The sequence below is a fragment of the Congregibacter litoralis KT71 genome (assembly GCF_000153125.2).
Classification (GTDB): Bacteria; Pseudomonadota; Gammaproteobacteria; order Pseudomonadales; family Halieaceae; genus Congregibacter; species Congregibacter litoralis.
Genome location: NZ_CM002299.1, coordinates 1,544,458 through 1,560,821, shown reverse-complemented (window position 1 = coordinate 1,560,821; position 16,364 = coordinate 1,544,458). Strand labels below are relative to the sequence as shown.

The 16,364-nt window shown below is 58.6% G+C and carries 14 protein-coding genes; 10 read left to right on the top strand and 4 right to left on the bottom strand.

All coding sequences use genetic code 11. From position 1 onward, the window contains the following. Positions 1–2: 2 nt before the first annotated feature. Entirely contained in the window at positions 3–2,060 is a 2,058-nt protein-coding gene (locus KT71_RS07125) for a S8 family serine peptidase (protein ID WP_023659401.1), read from the bottom strand. Between the two features lie 163 nt (positions 2,061–2,223). Here KT71_RS07125 and KT71_RS07120 point away from each other — a divergent pair, with 163 nt between their 5' ends. Next, positions 2,224–2,736 carry an RNA polymerase sigma factor gene (locus KT71_RS07120; RefSeq protein ID WP_008296116.1) on the top strand — a complete coding sequence of 171 codons (513 nt, stop codon included), beginning with the start codon at positions 2,224–2,226 and terminating at the stop codon, positions 2,734–2,736. Positions 2,737–2,919: 183 nt separating this feature from the next. Beyond that, the gene (locus KT71_RS07115) at positions 2,920–3,702 is read left to right on the top strand and encodes an anti-sigma factor family protein (RefSeq protein ID WP_023659400.1); all 783 of its coding nucleotides are present in this window, start codon (positions 2,920–2,922) and stop codon (positions 3,700–3,702) included. A 468-nt stretch (positions 3,703–4,170) separates the two neighbouring features. Here KT71_RS07115 and KT71_RS07110 read toward each other — a convergent pair whose 3' ends face one another. Then, a complete protein-coding gene (locus KT71_RS07110) occupies positions 4,171–4,599 on the bottom strand; it encodes a CBS domain-containing protein (protein ID WP_023659398.1) in 429 nt (142 codons plus the stop codon). Positions 4,600–4,769: 170 nt separating this feature from the next. Here KT71_RS07110 and KT71_RS07105 point away from each other — a divergent pair, with 170 nt between their 5' ends. From KT71_RS07105 to KT71_RS07095, 3 genes are all read left to right on the top strand, one after another. Beyond that, positions 4,770–5,597 carry an SDR family oxidoreductase gene (locus KT71_RS07105; protein ID WP_008296119.1) on the top strand — a complete coding sequence of 276 codons (828 nt, stop codon included), beginning with the start codon at positions 4,770–4,772 and terminating at the stop codon, positions 5,595–5,597. 8 nt (positions 5,598–5,605) lie between these two features. Further along, positions 5,606–6,289: a hypothetical protein gene (locus KT71_RS07100; protein ID WP_023659397.1), complete on the top strand. Its 684-nt coding sequence runs from the start codon at positions 5,606–5,608 to the stop codon at positions 6,287–6,289. Positions 6,290–6,423: 134 nt separating this feature from the next. Beyond that, positions 6,424–7,890, top strand: a complete 1,467-nt coding sequence (locus KT71_RS07095; RefSeq protein WP_008296121.1) for an amidase family protein — start codon at positions 6,424–6,426, stop codon at positions 7,888–7,890. On the opposite strand, the gene KT71_RS07090 is transcribed toward KT71_RS07095, so the two are convergent. Both KT71_RS07090 and KT71_RS07085 read right to left on the bottom strand, forming a co-directional pair. Continuing rightward, on the bottom strand, positions 7,891–9,081 hold the full coding sequence (locus KT71_RS07090; protein ID WP_023659396.1) for an MFS transporter: 1,191 nt from the start codon (positions 9,079–9,081) through the stop codon (positions 7,891–7,893). It lies immediately after the preceding gene. Beyond that, positions 9,074–9,976, bottom strand: coding sequence for an isopenicillin N synthase family dioxygenase (locus KT71_RS07085; RefSeq protein ID WP_008296123.1), 903 nt, complete (start codon positions 9,974–9,976; stop codon positions 9,074–9,076). Before KT71_RS07085 ends, KT71_RS07090 begins: the two co-directional genes overlap by 8 nt. Positions 9,977–10,221: 245 nt before the next feature. Here KT71_RS07085 and KT71_RS07080 point away from each other — a divergent pair, with 245 nt between their 5' ends. From KT71_RS07080 to KT71_RS07055, 5 genes are all read left to right on the top strand, one after another. Beyond that, positions 10,222–11,691 (top strand): tetrathionate reductase family octaheme c-type cytochrome, encoded by a 1,470-nt coding sequence (locus tag KT71_RS07080; RefSeq protein WP_008296124.1) that lies wholly within the window; start codon positions 10,222–10,224, stop codon positions 11,689–11,691. Positions 11,692–11,791: 100 nt separating this feature from the next. Beyond that, a complete protein-coding gene (locus KT71_RS19670) occupies positions 11,792–13,690 on the top strand; it encodes a cytochrome b/b6 domain-containing protein (RefSeq protein WP_152025187.1) in 1,899 nt (632 codons plus the stop codon). After that, positions 13,687–14,226, top strand: coding sequence for a YeeE/YedE thiosulfate transporter family protein (locus KT71_RS07065; RefSeq protein WP_008296127.1), 540 nt, complete (start codon positions 13,687–13,689; stop codon positions 14,224–14,226). Before KT71_RS19670 ends, KT71_RS07065 begins: the two co-directional genes overlap by 4 nt. Before the next feature lie 10 nt (positions 14,227–14,236). Then, positions 14,237–15,430, top strand: coding sequence for a rhodanese-like domain-containing protein (locus tag KT71_RS07060; protein ID WP_008296128.1), 1,194 nt, complete (start codon positions 14,237–14,239; stop codon positions 15,428–15,430). Continuing rightward, complete coding sequence (locus KT71_RS07055; protein WP_202962397.1) at positions 15,430–16,347, top strand: DUF547 domain-containing protein; 918 nt, start codon at positions 15,430–15,432, stop codon at positions 16,345–16,347. The genes KT71_RS07060 and KT71_RS07055 overlap by 1 nt, the downstream gene beginning before the upstream one ends. The last annotated feature ends 17 nt before the right edge of the window (positions 16,348–16,364 follow it).

The window sequence follows — 16,364 nt, the reverse complement described above, 5'->3', positions numbered from 1 at the left end:
CGTCAGAGAGCACCCAGGGTGAGGAGGCCGTAGCCGTAAATCGTATCGCGCCCCGGAGGCCCGAGATCCATGGCACTCTCGAGCAACATGGTGATGATATCGGACTCGGGACTCAGGCGACTCAAGCGTGCCGCCGCCGTTACCGCGAAAGGTACCGCAAACGATGTTCCCGATGATGCGGCATAGCCACCTCCCGGCTGAGCGTGACGCAGATCCACGCCGGGCGCCGCCAACGCCAGGTAATCCCCGCGATTTGCCAGACGAAACACCTGCTGTGCTGAATCCACCGCCGTCACCGCTACGACGCTATCGTAGGCGGCGGGATACATGGGACGTGCCACGGGGCCACCGTTACCAGCCGCCGCCATAACCACCATGTCCTGGGACGAGGCGCGATCGAGGGCCCGCTCCAACAGTCGGTTGGGTGGACCAGCAAGACTGATGTTGACCACATCAACACCCGACGAGATGAGCCAATCGAGCGCACGAATCAGACTGACGGTGCTGGCGATTTCTCCGCGTTTACCATCGAGTTCAAAGACCGAGGCCGCGTAAACCTCCGCCATGGGCGCCAGGCCCTGATACTCCGCGGAATTCGCCGCGATAATGGAAGCGATTGCCGTGCCGTGAAAGTCCGGCGACTCCGCGCCGGGGCGCGCGAAGGAACGTGTGTGGATTCTCGATTGTGCCAAAGCCGGATGAGCGGTATCTACGCGGCTGTCAATCATGCCGACACGGAGATCCATGTCGTCCAGGTCCGCAGGGAACGCCATGGCAGCGCGAGGCATGACCCCGCTACCAGCGACCATCTCGGGGACACCCGCCGTGTAAATATGATTGAGATCCACTTCCGCGCGGTCTTTACCGACAACATCAAGAACCCCATCCCGGATCTGCGTGATATCAAAGGTTGACGGCGCGGCCACCTCGGCCAGCCTCAACCCCAGACCGGGCAACTCCGTCACCGTGTCGAACAGATAGCCCTGAGACGTAAGCTCATCGAACACCACGGGCTCCGCCATCACGAGCCACTGTTCTTTGAGGATGCGGCTTTCGTCTACCTCAAGATCGCTTTCAAGATTATCAAGGATCTCATCGATTTCTGTTTCCAGACGGCTTTCGATGGCAAGGACGACCCGCTGCTCCACATCATCTTCCACAGAGGATTCGACCACAGCTTCTACGGAGTCCTCAACGGTGTTTTCGACAGAGCTCTCGACGGAGCTCTCCACAGCGCTCGCAACATTGTCCTCGACATTAGCAGCCACCGTGTCCGCGACGGACTCCTCAATCACGGCTTCCACGGTTTCGGCCACCGACTCCTCTACGGATGACGCTACGGTTTCTTCAACGGAAGCCTCAACGCTCTCTTCCACTGCACTTTCTACGCTGCTTTCTACACTGCTCTCTACGCTGCTCTCGACGGCATTTTCCACGCTGTCTTCGACACTGGCCACGACTTCATTTTCCACGGCCTCTTCAACACTGTCTTCTACCGTAGCAGCCACCGCCTCTTCGACGCTGCTTTCGACACCATCCTCCACAGAACTTTCTACTGCCTCAGCGACGCCTGTCTCTACGGAGGACTCCACGGACTCCTCGAGGCGTTCCTCCACCGTCTGGGCAACCGCATCATCAATGGTGCCCTCGACGCTTGCATCGACCGTTTGCTCGATGGTCTCTTCAACTTTATCTTCGATGTTTTCCTGAATATTCAGCTCAGTGGCGATCTCGACGACATCTTCGATGTTTTCTTCAACATTGTCCTCAACGCGCTTCTCGAGTTGCTGCTCGATACGCTCCTCTACCTCCTGTTCCACGGGGTCGGGCCCGAGATAGCCTCCCACGGGCAGCTGAGCAGAGACATTGAGGGACAACGGCAATAGGCCCACAGCAAGGAACGCCCATAATCCGGGTCTGCGGCGAACATTGGTATTTTTGCCACAAATCGCTCTCGGGGCACCGGCAGGCGCCGGAAGCAGTGAGCTTCCGTGGTCCCCAAAGGCGCCATCTCGTCTTTCGAAGAACGGCAGATTTGAAAAAATATTTAATGAAATCATGGCGTTACCACTAATCAGGACGGGGCATCTCCGAGCAGCACAGAACGCCTGTATGCCGGACCCCCGCTTCTTTATACTGACGATTCAACGCGTTGTTTAATCCCTGGAAGAAATCAGGGAATAAAGCGCACTCGCAAGCGTCTTAGATTCTAGCAGGGAATGAATGACGTCGCTCAGTGATCGACAACTAGGCAAGCGGCAGCGCCAGGAACTGATGGCGGAGCTGAAAGGCCTCAAAAGGTTCTGCCTGTCTTTGACAGGCAGCGATGCGGATGCTGACGACTTGCTCCAGTGTACTGTGGAGCGGCTGTTGGAACGGGGCATTCCCGACGACGCTCACACCGCCCGTTGGGCGTACCGGGTATGCAAGAACCTGTGGATCGACGAGCTGAGATCCCGGGAAGTGCGAACACGCCACGCCAACACCGTTGCACAGACGGGCGAGGCGAGAGAACTCTCGCCCTCAGCGGAGACACAATCCGCCGGGGAACGAAGCCTGGCAGCGGTTAACGAGGCCATGGCCAAGTTGCCCGAAGAGCAAAGAATGGCCCTGACGCTGGTAGCGGTCGAGGGTAAGAGCTACGCCGAGGCGGCGGAGATTCTGGATGTGCCCATTGGCACCATCATGAGTCGCATCGCCCGGGCGAGGAAGCAACTACTGCCGGCGCTCGACTAGCTCACGAGCTTGAACGCTGACAAAGCGTGTTTGAGAGATTGTCAGAGAGTTAGGCTTTAGAAAAATTAGAAAGAAAAGAATTAGAAAGAAAAGATAGGCAAGCAAGAAAGACCAAGGGAAAAGAGTAGCGCTTCATGGAAACCATGAGCGCAACGAAGCATCAGAAACATGGAAGGCACAGGCATGAACCAGGCATTGAGTGAGCGGGATATCGAGTTGCTATCGCAGTATCTCGATGGTGAACTTGCGCCAGAGCTATCCCGGGCGCTGGAAGCCCGGCTGCATTCGGAAACTGCTCTCCAGTCCGGCTTGCTACGTATGCAGGAGCTCAACCAACGCCTACGTGATGCCCTCGCGGAGCACGATCAGGTGCCCGAGACCGTGGAGGCGCTATTAGCCGGTGCAAGCCAGGGCGACGACGCTCATTATGGCGAAAGCGCAACCGTTCTCAGCTTTCCAGGACGCACGGCAAACATCGGCGGCACTGCAGCCGCCACGAAACCCTTTTGGATGTATGCCGTTGCAGCATCGTTTGTCGGTGCCATCGCCCTGAGCCTGATATCCAACACCGGCAATCAGGGCACCGGGAGCCGCCTCCCGGGTAACGATGGTTTTGTGTCCGCCGCTTTGGACAGCGTGCCCTCCGGCGATGGCTGGACCGCACTTGAGGACGGCCGGGAAATACAGCCTGTGCTGAGCTTCCCCCACGAAGACGGCCGCTGGTGTCGAGAGTATTTGCTGCGAGGCGGAGCGTCCGATTGGCGCGCTGTGGCCTGTCGTGACGACAGCCGCTGGGTGACTCAGGCAGCCGGCCTTGAATCCTATCTCGAAGCCGCGGACGCCTACCGCCCTGCCGGTGCTGCCGAGTCGGCCCCCGTTGCCAGCTTCATCACCCAGCATGCCGGTGACATCGCGCTGGGACGCGAGGCCGAGAACGCTATGATCAACAACAACTGGCAGCGGTAACAGCTGCCAACGCCGCAAACCTGCGAGGTTCTACCCGCGGGCGCACCTCTCTCCGCAGTTCCTCCATTTCTCCCCGCGGACGTTCTCCCAATACCTAACCCGACAAAGCTTTACTAAGCCGTCCATGCTTTGGCCTCACTGGAAGGTGACTCACAAGGCAATGTGCGCTGCGCGGCTAAAAGCCGGGCATGAGTGAGTTGCCAACGCGAGATGCAAAGGAGGAAGAGGAAGAGGAAGAGGAAGAGGAAGAGGAAGAAAAAGTCGCAGGAAAGCAGTGTGAGGTCGGTGCCGGGAGTCTCGATGCGCTCCTATGTTGGATCACTATCGTTCCCAATATACCCGCCGGCACCTCCTCGGATAGGGTGTTTCACTCCACCACTGTTAAGGTGACGGTGATGGGGAATGGTTTATTCCCCTTATTTTCATTTTTTTCTGCTTTGAGTCTGAGAGGACTTTCTCAGCCGTCTCTCAAGCGTCTTTGGAGAGCACCCGCCGACGCGAATTCTCCATCAGGGCCCAGAGGACGTTACTGGAACTGACCTGCCCCACAAGGCGTCCGTTTTCAATAACCGGGCGACGACGCTGGCGGGTGGCGAGCATGTCCGCAGCCACCTCGACAATTGAATCACCCGGCGTGCAACTCACGATACTGCTGGTCATCGCGTCCTGCACCAGGGAGTGCTCCGGATCACCGTCGTTATAAATCGCAGCCAACACCGACTTTATGCAATCCAGTTCCGACAGCACGCCTACGGGGTTGCCATCGTCGTCCACGACGGTAACGCCTGTCAGCTTATATTCGACCAGAGTCTCAACGGCCTGTACGAGGTTTGCACGACTGTTGATTGTTAAGGGGTTTCTGCGCATGCAGTCTTTAATACTATTAGGTGCTGGCATAGAAAAACTCGGCTATTCAGTGGAAGAAGTTTGCTTGCCCCGCTTAACGCTTGAGGGCAGATTTAACGGTACCCCTTGTTTTTATGCAGGTCTACGCTCCCGGGACATATAACTCCTCGGTCTCTGGTTTTCACGTTATCCTTCGTGCTGACCTTTTTTGGAGAGTATTCATGTACCCAGGCTTTCAATTCAACGGCAAAGTGGTGTGGATTACCGGCGCCTCCTCCGGTATTGGTGAGGCGCTTGCAGAGCGCATGGCAGCGCGCGGCAGCCACCTGGTACTGTCAGCCCGTAACGAGTCGGAGCTTCAGCGGGTAGCCACCCTTTGCCGCAATGCAGGCGCAGGCGACGTGATCGTATTGCCCCTGGACGTATCCCGATACGACACTATGGAAGCCGCTGCGCAGCAGGTGCTCGCACATTTCGGAAAGATCGACCTGCTGATCAACAATGCAGGCGTGTCCCAACGTTCCCTCTGCGTGGATACGGACTTCGAGGTCTATCGGCAGATGATGGACATCAATGTACTGGGACAGATTGCCCTGACCCAGGCCGCCCTGCCCGCTATGATTGCCCGAGGTGAGGGGCACATTGCCGTTACCGCCAGTGTCGCCGGCAAGGTGGGTGCCCCCCTGCGCACGGGCTACTGTGCCGCAAAACATGCGGTCATGGGTTTCTTTGATGCCCTGCGCACGGAAGTCGCCAGCGACGGTCTGCAGGTGACCACCATCACACCGGGATTCATTCGCACCAACGTCTCCAAAAATGCATTGGCGGGCGACGGCAAACCCACGGGCACAACCGACGATGACATCGCCGGCGGCATGAATGTCGACGACTGCGCTGACGTTATCATCGACGGTTTTGAAAAAGGTGAACCGGAGATCGCCGTGGGTATCGGTCCGGAAATGGGCCTCCTGGAACTCAAGCGGGATAATCCTGTTGCCGCGTTTCAAGCCCTGGAGCAGATGGCAGCGCAGATCCGTCAGGCTTCCTGAGGTCCGCCGTGACGACCCTGGGTCGCCGGCCGTTTGTCGCCCTGCTCTTCGGCTCAATGCTCGGGGGCTGCGGCGGCTACGAAGTAAAGAACCTTGTAAAGTCCGACATTGACCTCGTCACCGATGAATTCATCACCGAGACAAGGCTGTTGGTGCGGGAGCTTATGGCTAAGTTCTACGCGCGCAATCCGGATCAGCTTCGCCGCGGGGCCTTGAGCACCGCCGATGATCGTCTACGGCAGCTACGGGATACGCCCGGCCCCCTGGCATTTGAGGAGCTTGGCTACGCCCAGGAGATTGCAGCATTGGAGCTCGTGTTCCAGGAGTCTTTCCATGGGGACCGCGTCTTTGCGCTTATTGTGGGCCTGGGCGGCATGCTGCGACGGGCCTATGGCTACAACACGGAATCGTTTCTCTTCGACTCTCTGGATTCCCGGGCTCTCAGCACCAGTGCCAGGAACATTGAGATTCTCCTCTGGCGACTGAAAAACAACCGGCAGAGCACCGGCGCGCCATTCCTCATATCCAGTGAATATCAGGGCCGTATCGATAACCTCAGCTTCGAGCGGGTTTTTGGAAAACTCATCGCCCTCCAGGACATGATGTCCCGTATCGCCGGGGACGCCGGCGATCGCAGAGTCACCAAGGTCGTTCACACGGCGACCTCGGTGTTCATTCCCCTGCCCATCTAGACTCTGTACTCTGCATAAAGCGCTGAACTCATGCAACGTCATTTGAATCAGCAGGCGAGACGGGATTAAAGTAGCGGAAGACCCGTAGTTTTCCCGTACGGCATCGATGGACTTAGCCTAGGACTTTCCAAATCATGAAAAGCATAAACACCCGTGGATTACTGGGCGTCTTCGCCAGCGGCATGCTCACCCTGTCAGCTTTGCCTGTGGTGTTTGCTGCCCAGGACGCCACACCGGTGCTGACACGTATCACCGCCGTCATTGCCGACATTAAAAACCGTGATGCGCAATACAGGGCAGTCATTGCCCTGGACCCCGAGGCGCAGGCAGTGGCTCGCAGTCTGGATCTTCAGCGCAGAGCGCCGGGCCCTCTCCACGGTGAGCCTATTTTGCTCAAAGACAACATCGAATCAAAAGGGCAGGCAACCACCGCGGGGTCTTTAGCGCTGGCAGAGAACCGCACGGGTCGGGATGCCCCCCTCGTTGCGCAGCTGCGCCAAGGGGGTGCGGTCATTCTGGGGAAGGCCAACCTCAGCGAGTGGGCAAATTTCCGCTCGGAATTTTCCAGTTCTGGCTGGAGCGGTGTCGGCGGCCAGACCCGCAACGCCATTGACCCCGCGCGCACTCCCTGCGGTTCAAGCTCCGGCTCTGCCGTCGCCGTTGCCCTGGGATATGTGGATGTTGCCATTGGCACCGAGACCTCAGGGTCCATTGTCTGCCCCGCCTCCATCAACGGCGTTGTGGGCTTTAAACCCACGCAGGGCTTGGTGTCGGGCGAGGGCATCGTTCCTCTGGCAAGCACCCAGGACACAGCGGGGCCCATTGCCAACAGCGTACCCCTGGCCGCACGCACCCTGGCGGTCATGAGTGACCCTCAGGCCGAGAACAGCAGGAGCATCCGCAAGGGGCTCATGACGCTGGACGCCGTTTCATCACTGGAAGGTCTGCGCATCGGCATTTTCGCCCGCACTCAGAACTACGACCCCCGGCGGGACGCAGAGCTGGATCGCGTTCTGGCGCTACTGAAGAGCAAGGGTGCCACCCTCATTCCCGGATTGGACATAGAACCCTACGAGGGCTACGGCCAGGACTCCTACGACGTGCTGCTTTATGAATTTCGTCGCGATTTGAACGCTTATCTTGCGGGCTTGCCCAATGCCTTGAGCAGTATGACCCTCGCATCGCTCATCGCCTTTAATGAGGAACATGCCGAGGACGAGCTCAAGTACTTTGATCAATCCATTTTCCTCAAGGCGCAAAGCCTGCCGGATTCGGAAGAGGAATACCGGCGGAAGCGCAAAGCAACCCAGAAAGCCATGCGCGAGGACGGTCTGGACAAGCTTTTTGGAGAACATGCGCTGGACGCTCTGCTGGGAATCACCGTCGGGCCCGCATGGATGATCGACTGGGTCAATGGCGATGCGTTTTTTGGTCCGGGCATGGCCGGCCAGGCGGCGGTCGCCGGCAACCCCCACATCACGCTGCCTCTTGGCCAGCTGGCAAATCTACCGATCGGTGTTTCCCTTATCGGTGAGCGCTGGCAGGATCACAAACTGGCCGCCATCGCGGCGCTGCTGGAAACAGCGCACGAGGAGCAGTAATCATTCCACTGCTGCGGCAGGTATCGCAGGCAAGGAGCGGTTCGTTGCGGGCCACAGCAACATGGCGCAAAGCATCATTCCCAGGGCCGTTGCACCGGCGAGGGCGTCGAGGCCACGGAGTTGCACCACCTGTCCCGCGACAATAGCGGCCCAGGCAAAACCACTGGTGATAAGGGGCGCAGCAATGCCGGCCCAGCGGCCGTGCTCATCCAAAGAGCCCGCCAACGCCAGGAGAATGGGAAAGTTGAATTGCAGGGCGAATACCGCGGGAACCAGACCCAGCATGAATAGGCCGGGGCTCTGGGCATGAACCACGATCCACCAACCGCCGGCGCAGGCGAGGAAAGCGCCTAATAATGGATACCGCGGGCCGAAACGTCCGCTACACCAGCCCCCGAGTTGGCAGGCGAGCGCCGATAGCAGCAGTAACACGCCGATTTGCGACCCCGCCTCCTCATAGCCCATGCCCAGACGCGCGGCCAGGCTGAACATAAAAGCAAAGCCCAGACCGCTGCAGGTCACAAAGAGCATGCCCATGGACACCACCATCACAGGACGCAAAGACAGGTCAAGGGATGGCAGTGCATGATCGTGGTGGGACATGAGCGCAGGGGTTTCGCGATAGCTGGCTATGATCCCTGCGTAAATGAGCGCCACAACGGCCGCGAAACCATAGCCACCCTTGATCCCCGCCGCAGCTACCGCCGCCCCCGCGCCAGCCACCATGACCGACATAAGTGCGACGGCAGACATATCGATAAACCCGAAGCTCTCATCCGGCGCAGCGCTGACGGCCACCAAACGCGATGTCGCGGCCATCAGCGCGCCCACGCAGAAACCCGCGACGAACTGAAGACCCAGCAACAGCAGCTGCTTCTCAAAGAGTATGGCGCTAAGCAATTCGAGAACCACCAGGGCCGTCCCGAAGGTCAGCGCCAGGCGTCGGACACTCGCCCGCGGAGGTCTCAGAAAAAACAACAGCGATGACAGTGCAATGCCCAGAAAGGGCACGGCCACCACGACAGCCGCCATCCCCGCACCCCAGCTGGTTTCCTCAAGAAACCGCGTCACCAGAACCGGTTTGAGCGCGCTGAACAGCGTCGACATGCCAAACGCCGCCGCCCCGGCCATGAGAAGCCCCGGGTGTGAGAACAGGCCCGCCCGGGTTGCGGGAAGTGCGGGATCAGGCACGATGCGTTGCCTCTATCTTTGCCTGCAGATGCTCGCCGGCGCTAACGGGCGGATATACCGCAGCGCCACCGGCGGGGATACACGATGGAAGCACCTCCACGCGGGTATCGCTATCGGGATCCACGAAAAGCGCGATTGAGTAACGCTCCACGCCCTGCTCCCGGGGCAGTACACGATGGCAGGTTGAGCGATAGCGGCCGTTGCTCCAACGCTCAAGAAGATCCCCCGAATTGATGACAATAGCGTCGGGCCGGGGCGGCACATCGTGCCAGGCACCCTTCTCCGACTGCACCTGTAATCCACCGACGGCGTCCTGGAACAGTAGGGTGAGCATGCCATAGTCCGTATGGGCGCCCGCCCCCATCTGCTCGGGATCGATGACCGACCTCAGCACCGGGGGGTAGTGGAGCAAGCGAAGGGTGATGTTTTCGCCGTTATGCCGATCGACAAAAAACTCCGAGGGCATACTCAGGGCCAGAGCAAGCAAACGCTGGAGGCGCTGCGCCGCGGCCAGGGCATCAGCAAAAAATGTCGAGATCGATGCGCGAAACTCGTCATCAGGCCAGCGCTCCGTCGCAACCTGCTCCGATAGCAGATTGCGCATGGTAAAGGTCTCTTTGAGATCCCCGGGGCGATCGGGATCCAGACTTTCCTGTCCGAGACCCTGATAGCCGAAATTCTCCCGCGCCGCGACATAGGCACAGCGTCGTTTTTCCTCCTCAGCGCCATCAAAGAAACGTCTTGCGGTGCCGAAAACCTCCTCAATGCGCTGCGGGGTGACACCGAGGTTGCGCACAGCCATAAAACCGACATCCCGCAGCGCCCTGTCAATATCTCGGGCAACTTCTGCATCGCTGCGGGTCCTGGGGTCACAGTCAATCAGGGGAACTTCCATAGGCAAGCTCAAAGATCTGGAGGACGAGCTAGAGTGCCACGGATCGAACATCTCAAAAAGCAAAATACCCACGCTCCCACCAAAATCCGGCAGAAGAGGCATAGAAATCATCCCGCAGCACAGGCTGCAGAGTCTTTTGCGCTGTCAGAAGTGTGCAACTGCCCCGAATACTGACCTATATCAATACAAGTCATTGGCCGAATGCTAGTTTGGTATGTTTAACCCCTTGGAGAACCGCATATTCCATGAGTGCCCGTTCCCTACGCTGGCTTTGGATATGGGCAGGTATCGCGGCTGTGATACTGCTACCCCTTTTCTGGGTGTTTTCACCGCCCTCTGTCACCGGTGATTCGCCCTGGGACTCTGTGCCCGGGCGGTTGCCGGGCGTTGAGCACACCGCGCTCCTGGATCAAAGCTTTGCATCTCCCCAGGCAGTCACGGCACGCTGTCTGGAATGCCATGACGGTGTCGATCAGGACCTTCGTCATTCCTCTCACTGGACCTGGGACCGTCCGCCGGTTGCCGTCGCCGGCCGCAGCGAGCCCGTCTCAGGCGGTAAGCGCAATGTCATCAACAATTTCTGTATCGGTATCCAGGGCAACTGGGCCAGTTGCACCGCCTGCCATGCCGGCTACGGCTGGACCGATGCCAGCTATGACTTTGACGCGACTGAAAACATCGATTGCCTCGTGTGCCACGACGGCTCAGGGACCTATGTAAAGGGCAACGCCGGGCTTCCCGTGGACGGGGTGGATCTGCGGGAGGTCGCCATGAGCGTCGGCAAGCCCGGTCGCAACAACTGCGGCAGCTGCCACTTCAATGGTGGCGGCGGTGATGCAGTGAAGCACGGGGACCTTGATTCCTCTCTTTTCTACCCCAGCGAGAATGTTGATGTGCACATGGGTCGCTTCGATTTTGTATGTACGGATTGTCATCGGACCAGGGATCACCAGATAGCGGGACGCTCCACATCCGTATCCATGGACAATGAAAACCAGATCCACTGCACCGATTGTCATGACCGTGCTCCTCACCGGGAACGTCGCCTGAACAGTCATGGAGGCGCCCTGGCCTGCCAGACTTGCCATATTCCGGAGACCGCCCGTCGTCGTGCAACAAAGACCCATTGGGACTGGTCTACCGCCGGTGACGAATCCCGGGAGGAAGATGATCATCAATATCTGCGCATCAAGGGCAGCTTTGCCTATGAACAGCAGCTGAAGCCCAGCTATATGTGGTTCAACGGCAAGGCCAGTCGTTACATTTTGGGCGACCCCATAGATCCCAACGAGGTCACCGCACTGAATGCTCCTCTGGGAAGCATCGAGGACCCGGAGGCGCGTATCTGGCCTTTCAAAGTGCATCGGGCCTCCCAAGTCTATGACCGCTTGAACCGCTATCTCCTCCAACCGGAAACCAGCGGTCCTCGGGGATTCTGGAAAAATTTCGACTGGGATCGTGCCCTGCGCAGCGGTTCACAACACACGGGCCTGGCGTACAGCGGCGACTACGGATTTACAGATACCTCTATGTACTGGCCCCAGACCCACATGGTGGCCCCGAAGGAACAGGCTCTTCAATGTATTGATTGTCACGGCGAAGAAGGGAAAGGCCGTCTCGACTGGCAGTCCCTTGGTTATCCCGGCGACCCCGTCCGCTGGGGCGGGCGTGGGAACATGGCTCCCCGTCCGACGCCCCCGGAAGCAAGGCCATGAAACAAGCCGCCTTTGCTACCCTGCTGCTACTCGCAACGACAGTAAGCGCAAATTCGATTCGATACACCCCGACTTCCCTCTGCGCGACGCGCAGGGCCAGGTGGTCACTGATCTGTCAAAGGCGTCAGAACTGAAAAGCTGTGACAACTGTCACGACAGCGCAAGCATTGCAGACAGTCTTTCCCTTGCTCACCGCCAGAGTCCCAGAACGCTCACCAGAGAAACTGTTCTTCGCCATCGCATCGGACAACAAACACTGCGGCGGGATCTCACCAGCAGCTGCACGCAGTGCCATGGAGGCACGTTGAGCCTCGGTGACGGGGGGCTGATCAACGGAGCAGGCATTCAATCCGGGCGGAACCCCGAGGCCTGTAGCGACTGCCACGGAGAAATCGTTCTCCACAATCGGCAGGAATTCGCTCCGGGGGAGACATTTGCCCCTGCGGACAGCGCGAACTTCAGCGGCGCACTCTTCAGCGGACAAGGCATAAACGCGAGTGCAATAAACGTCACTGACAAGGCGGCGCGGAGCGACCCCTTCGACATCCATCTCGCCCGGGGCATGGTTTGCAGCGATTGCCACCGGGCTGGCAACCGCCCGGGCATCAGGACCGTGGGAGCAGCGTTGAAGGAGACTCACCTGAAACAGGACCCGAGAGATGTTTCCATTCGTGGCTACCTCCATGACCCTGATCATTCCCTGAGCACCACTTTGCAGTGTGATGACTGCCATCGCAGTGGCGCCGGCCACAGCTGGCTACCCTTTACCCAGCGACACATGTCGGCTCTCGCCTGCGAGAGTTGCCACATCCCGGAACTATTTGGGGCTGCTTTGGAAAGCATTGATCTTGACAGCGCCTACGCAACATTCCGAGGGCGCGATGAGCAGGGCCTGGTGCGGGGGTTCACACCGGTATTGCTAGCCAAGGGAGACAAACTGGCACCCTTTAACCTGATTGCTGTGAACTTCGAGGAATCCTCCGAGCAAAAAACAAGCGTTCTCGCGGTACCTCAGAACCATGGCGTTGTTCGTGACGCCGCCCACCGCGATTGCGCGACCTGCCACTGGCCCGAGGGCCTCACGGAGAGCCTGCTTAGCCTGGGGGAATCCCCAACGTCAGACCCGCCTGTCTTCGTTGCACCTGCGGAGGTCGCCGCCCCCGCCTTCGAGCACGTGGGCGGAGAGCTCCAGGCGCGAAGCCATCCCGAAAGCGCCTCACGCTACATGCTCGGTGCTAAGCAGCTTGCCTGGGCAGACCGCATAGGGATGCTTATCGCTGCAGGCACGCTTGCCGCGGTACTTCTCCACGGCGTTGCAAGGTTTCTGGCTTCCCGGCGGCGAGGCGTGACCGGAGAAGCCCGGAAGCGCGTCTACATGTACGGTGTCTATGAGCGATTCTGGCACTGGCTTCAAGCCACGGCGATTCTCATTCTCCTGGTTACCGGAGCCGCAATCCACAAGCCCTATCTCTTCGGTTTCCTGAACTTCGCTTACATGGTTGCCCTGCACAATCTCGTCGGACTGATCCTGCTTGTTAACGCGATCCTCGCCGCTTTTTACCACCTCGCCAGTGGCGAAGTACGGCAATATCTACCGGGCACCAGCGATCTCTTCGGTCGCATGTTTCTTCAGGCGCGCTACTACACCCGGGGCATTTTCCGCGGCGACCCTCATCCCTTCGCAAAAGATGCTCAGCATAAGCTGAATCCTTTACAGCAGATCACCTACTTTGGCTTGCTCAATACCCTGCTGCCGGCGCAGATTGTCACAGGCATTCTCATGTGGGGAGCACAGCACTGGCCATCCCAGACCACGGCTCTGGGTGGACTGGCAGTCCTCGGACCCTTGCATAGCTTCATGGCCTGGCTCTTTGCTGCTTTTCTCATCATGCATATTTACCTGACGACGACCTCCGGTCCAAAACCATTGTCTGGCATTCAGGCCATGCTCGAGGGCTGGGAAGACGTCGAGGAATCCGCAGGAGGCGACACGCTATGAGCGCACGATTTCCCGTAACGCCCAGCACGGGGAAACCCTACTGGAACCCCTACCTTGGCGGCATCATGTTGGGCGTCGTGCTGTTCATCGCCTACCTGATCACGGGCAGTGGACTGGGGGCCTCGGGGGGTATGAATCGTCTCCTGGTCTGGGTCCAGGATGCATTGATGCCTGAGCACGTTGATCAGGTCCCCTACCTGCTAAAAATGGCCGGCGGCGAACTCAACCCCTTAAAAAACTGGATTGTCTATCTCACCATCGGAACCATCGCTGGCGGCTTTGCCTCGGGACTGCTGTCCGGACGTTCCCACTGGGAAACCAACAAAGGTCCGCAGATCGGCAAGGGCACACGCTGGATACTCGCCTTCATCGGTGGCGCCCTTATGGGCTATGGCGCTCGCCTGGCCCGGGGGTGTACCTCGGGTCAGATACTGTCGGGCGGAGCCGTCATGTCCACGGGTAGTTGGCTGATGATGATCGGCGTGTTCGGGGGCGCTTACCTCCTGGCCTATAGCTTCCGAAAGACCTGGAATTGAGGCTGGGCCCATGACTGATTTTCCTCTTAATGTTATCGCCAGCCTCGGCACCGGGCAGGCATTTTTTATCTACGCAGTTATCGGTTTTGCCTTTGGCTGGGTACTGGAGTCATCGGGCTTTGGGAACTCGCGAAAACTGGCAGCGCAGTTTTACTTTCAGGAGCTCACGGTGCTCAAGGTTATGTTCACGGCCATCGTTACGGCCATGACGCTCGTGTTCGCAGCCAGCGGTGCCGGCCTCCTGGATTACAACCTGCTCTGGGTGCCACCCACCTATATCTGGCCCGGGATCGTCGGTGGTTTCGTCATGGGCGTCGGATTCATCATCGGAGGTTTCTGCCCCGGGACTTCTTTGGTTGCGGCAGCTACGTTGAAGGTCGACGGCATTTTCTTTGTCCTGGGCGCGCTCTTCGGAATAGCGCTTTTTGGAGAGACCATCGGCTTTTATGAACATTTTTTTAACAGCAGTTTTTTAGGTCGTATCACTCTCAGTGACAGCACCGGGCTGACTGAAGGCACTCTCACGGTGGTCATCGTACTGGGCGCCATCGGGGTTTTCGCCGGCGCGGAATGGCTGGAGGAGCGTGTCGGCAAGATCCCGCGCGCCCAAGCACCCAGATGGCGTTACGGTGCTGGTGCACTATTGATCCTGGGCGCTGTGCTGGTGGCTTTAAACGGTCAGCCCGGCAGTGCCGAGCGCTGGGAGCGCATTGCCTCGGTAGAACAGTTACGCCTGGATCATCGGGAGGTGCATGTTGATCCTCTGGAAGTGCTCTCGCTCCTTCATGATGACGCCCTCCGGGTCCAGCTGTTGGACCTGCGTGGCGAATTTGAATTCAACCGATTTCATATCCGCGATGCCCGTCATCTGGCGGGCAGCCCCCTCCCTGAATTGGCGGCAGAACTCATCGCCATGCCAGCTAACACGGTTTTTGTGCTCATCGGCCGGACGGGTGACGATATGGAGCAACCTTGGCGAGCACTACGCGCTGAGAGTGTGCCCAATCTCTACATTCTCGATGGGGGTGCCGAGGGCTGGTTGAGGCGCTTCACCAACCCGTCGGCGCCGCCGGTAGCGCCACGGCTGGCCCTCGGTGATCGTCACCCCGCGTCAGACCCTAATCCTCGGCTCTTTGAGGGTAGTTTTGAACCAAAAGTGGAAATGGAGATCAAACGAGCACCGAGTGGTGGTGGATGTGGTTGATGACGACAAAAAACAACGAGGGTGTAGCGCCCCGGGAAACTGCCGAAGCAGCTTCCATTCAAAACGCAAGACGCCACGCTAAATACAGAAGGCGCTCCGCAGGTGCTTTGAGCGCTGTGGTAGCCGGATTCCTATGCAGTCTCATGCTTATCCCTACGCCCTCGAGGGCAGAAGCCCCTGACGATGTCCTTCACGCAAGCTGGAACACGCTCCTTCAGAGCTGTGTAGAGGACACAGAGGACGGTTACAGCACCGCTGTCAACTACGACTGTTTCGCTTCAAAAGAGAGCGCGCTCGACGGCTATCTCCATGCCCTCAAGGCTGTCAGCAAGGATGAACTCCTGGGCCTAAACGACCACAGGCAGCTGGCCTTTCTCATCAACGCCTACAATGCCTGGACCGTAAAACTGATCCTCAACAACTGGCCGGGTGTCGACTCTATTCGAGACCTGGGAAGCCTGCTCCTCTCTCCCTGGAAGAAATCGTTTATCCCCCTCCTTGGCGGCATCGTGAGCCTGGATGATATTGAGCACGGCATGATCCGGGAGCCCGGTCGTTTCGACGATCCCCGTATTCACTTTGCAGTGAATTGCGCGAGTATCGGCTGCCCTGCCCTGCGTAGGGAGGCTTATCGTGGAGAGGTGTTGGACAGCCAACTCGAGGAACAAACCCGCAGCTTTCTTGGCGATCCCAGCCGCAACCGCCTCCGCGGTGACGAGCTTGAGATCTCATCGATATTCAAATGGTACCGCGACGATTTTGAGCAGGGTTGGCGTGGCGCTGAGAGCCTTGAACTGTTTCTCGCACGCTACGCGGGCGCTCTGAATCTCAGTTCTCAACAGCTGGTACAGCTTGAAAAGGGCGACATCGATATCGAGTTTCTCGCCTATGATTGGCGGCTAAACCAAACGCCCTGACTTCTACGTTTCCTTCG

Coding starts and splice junctions, on each gene's coding strand:
- KT71_RS07125 (WP_023659401.1), bottom strand. CDS start 2,060: ATGATTTCATTAAATATTTTTTCAAATCTGCCGTTCTTCGAAAGACGA.
- KT71_RS07120 (WP_008296116.1), top strand. CDS start 2,224: ATGACGTCGCTCAGTGATCGACAACTAGGCAAGCGGCAGCGCCAGGAA.
- KT71_RS07115 (WP_023659400.1), top strand. CDS start 2,920: ATGAACCAGGCATTGAGTGAGCGGGATATCGAGTTGCTATCGCAGTAT.
- KT71_RS07110 (WP_023659398.1), bottom strand. CDS start 4,599: ATGCCAGCACCTAATAGTATTAAAGACTGCATGCGCAGAAACCCCTTA.
- KT71_RS07105 (WP_008296119.1), top strand. CDS start 4,770: ATGTACCCAGGCTTTCAATTCAACGGCAAAGTGGTGTGGATTACCGGC.
- KT71_RS07095 (WP_008296121.1), top strand. CDS start 6,424: ATGAAAAGCATAAACACCCGTGGATTACTGGGCGTCTTCGCCAGCGGC.
- KT71_RS07085 (WP_008296123.1), bottom strand. CDS start 9,976: ATGGAAGTTCCCCTGATTGACTGTGACCCCAGGACCCGCAGCGATGCA.
- KT71_RS07080 (WP_008296124.1), top strand. CDS start 10,222: ATGAGTGCCCGTTCCCTACGCTGGCTTTGGATATGGGCAGGTATCGCG.
- KT71_RS07065 (WP_008296127.1), top strand. CDS start 13,687: ATGAGCGCACGATTTCCCGTAACGCCCAGCACGGGGAAACCCTACTGG.
- KT71_RS07060 (WP_008296128.1), top strand. CDS start 14,237: ATGACTGATTTTCCTCTTAATGTTATCGCCAGCCTCGGCACCGGGCAG.
- KT71_RS07055 (WP_202962397.1), top strand. CDS start 15,430: ATGACGACAAAAAACAACGAGGGTGTAGCGCCCCGGGAAACTGCCGAA.